A 1,472-nucleotide genomic window follows, 5' to 3' on the forward strand; every position below is an offset into this window, starting at 1 on the left:
CAAATATGCAAAGGTGGAACGCGTCGGCGGCGCAAATGACAAGGGCGTTGACGTCGCAGCTTTCGTAACCCAGTACGGTTACGAAAGCGACTGGGACTGCTATCAGTGCAAATACTATAAGAACGCGTTGCAGCCAAATCAAGCTAGAGAAGAAATTTTCAAGATCCTCCGATCGGTCGTTGAGGATTACTACACGCTGCCTCGTCGCTACCGCTTTGTTACGCCATCGGGGTGCAGCGGAAGCCTCAGTAAGCTGATTAACTCTCCTGCGAAGTTCCGCGATGATTTTCTCGCGAACATACAACAGGGTAAGCCGCTCGCGGTTGGCGTTGATCACCAGCTCCTAGCGCAGATTCAAGCCTACGCCGCTACCGTCGACTTCAGCGTCTTCAACATGGCGGACCTTGATGACATCGTAGATGACTTGAAGGACACGCCTGCCTACTTCGCAAGGTTCGGTATGAGCCTGCCAAAGAAGCCGAAGGCGGAACAACCCCCTGACAGCCCCCGGCCCCACGAGGCGCGCTATCTAGAGCAGCTTGTTGAGGTGCATAAAGAGAGGCACGGGCCCGTCGTCACATGCACTGCGGATGCGCTAGCCCACCCCGAGGCAAGCGTGCATATTCGTCGCCAGAGAGTTGCCTTCTACAGCGCCGAGGGGCTTCGCGTCTTCTCCCGCGATAACACCTTGTCGAGCACCTTTGAAGCGCTCCAAGATGAGATCTACGACGGTGTAGTTGACGTGCACGATGGAAGACATTATTCCGGATATGATCGGCTTGACGCCGTCTTGGCCGCAGCTACCGGACTGCAAATCACGGCAAACGCCCTAATTACGGTCCTAGAGACTATTGAACGAAAGGGCATCTGTCATCAGCTGGCCAACAATGACAGGCTTTGTTGGTCCGGGCGGCAGCCGTGAGTGGGCCGCTGAACAGCTCTGTAGAAGTGGGCATCAGGGCCCTGATTCTCCTCACTGCAATCTTCCCTCGATCATACGATTTGGATGCACTAATCCTCCTTGATCACGGCTTGCTGCACAGCGCAGACTTGGGAGGGCCACCTAGTCTTCACCCCAACTTGCCCATGAGGGTCGGCGAGATCGGGGCTAAGAGGGCTCTCATGGAGGATGGCCTACGGATGATGATGAGAGCCGGCCTGGTCGAGGTGCGGCTAGCCACGTCTGGCGTTGAATACAAGGCGAGCGAGAACGCAGAAGCCTTCGTCGACCTACTCGAAACTCAGTATGCGAGCGACCTGCGCACCCGTGCGGACTGGGTATCCGAGGAGCTAGCGATAGATGGGCGCCAAGACTTGCGCGGCCAACTTCGAGCAGCGTTAAGCAGCGGCGTAGGGCATCTTGAGGCAGGGCCCGGACCATCAGACGAGGAGGTGTGATTCCGTGAACAGACTCACGCTGAAGCACCTGACGTTCGTCGGGGGGGCTGACGTAGAACCCGCGTCTGTGGATT

General features: G+C 57.0%; 2 protein-coding genes. Both read left to right on the plus strand.

Features of this window, described 5'->3' with window-relative positions; translation table 11 throughout:
- The coding region (locus tag AC5RWQ_RS30165; protein WP_494285992.1) for an ABC-three component system protein at nt 1–922 on the plus strand (922 nt) is incomplete at its 5' end.
- Nucleotides 919–1,398: an ABC-three component system middle component 2 gene (locus AC5RWQ_RS30170; RefSeq protein WP_494285993.1), complete on the plus strand. Its 480-nt coding sequence runs from the start codon at nt 919–921 to the stop codon at nt 1,396–1,398. The genes AC5RWQ_RS30165 and AC5RWQ_RS30170, both read left to right, overlap by 4 nt.
- Nucleotides 1,399–1,472: the final 74 nt, after the last annotated feature.

This window comes from Micromonospora sp. BS32 (assembly GCF_059089345.1).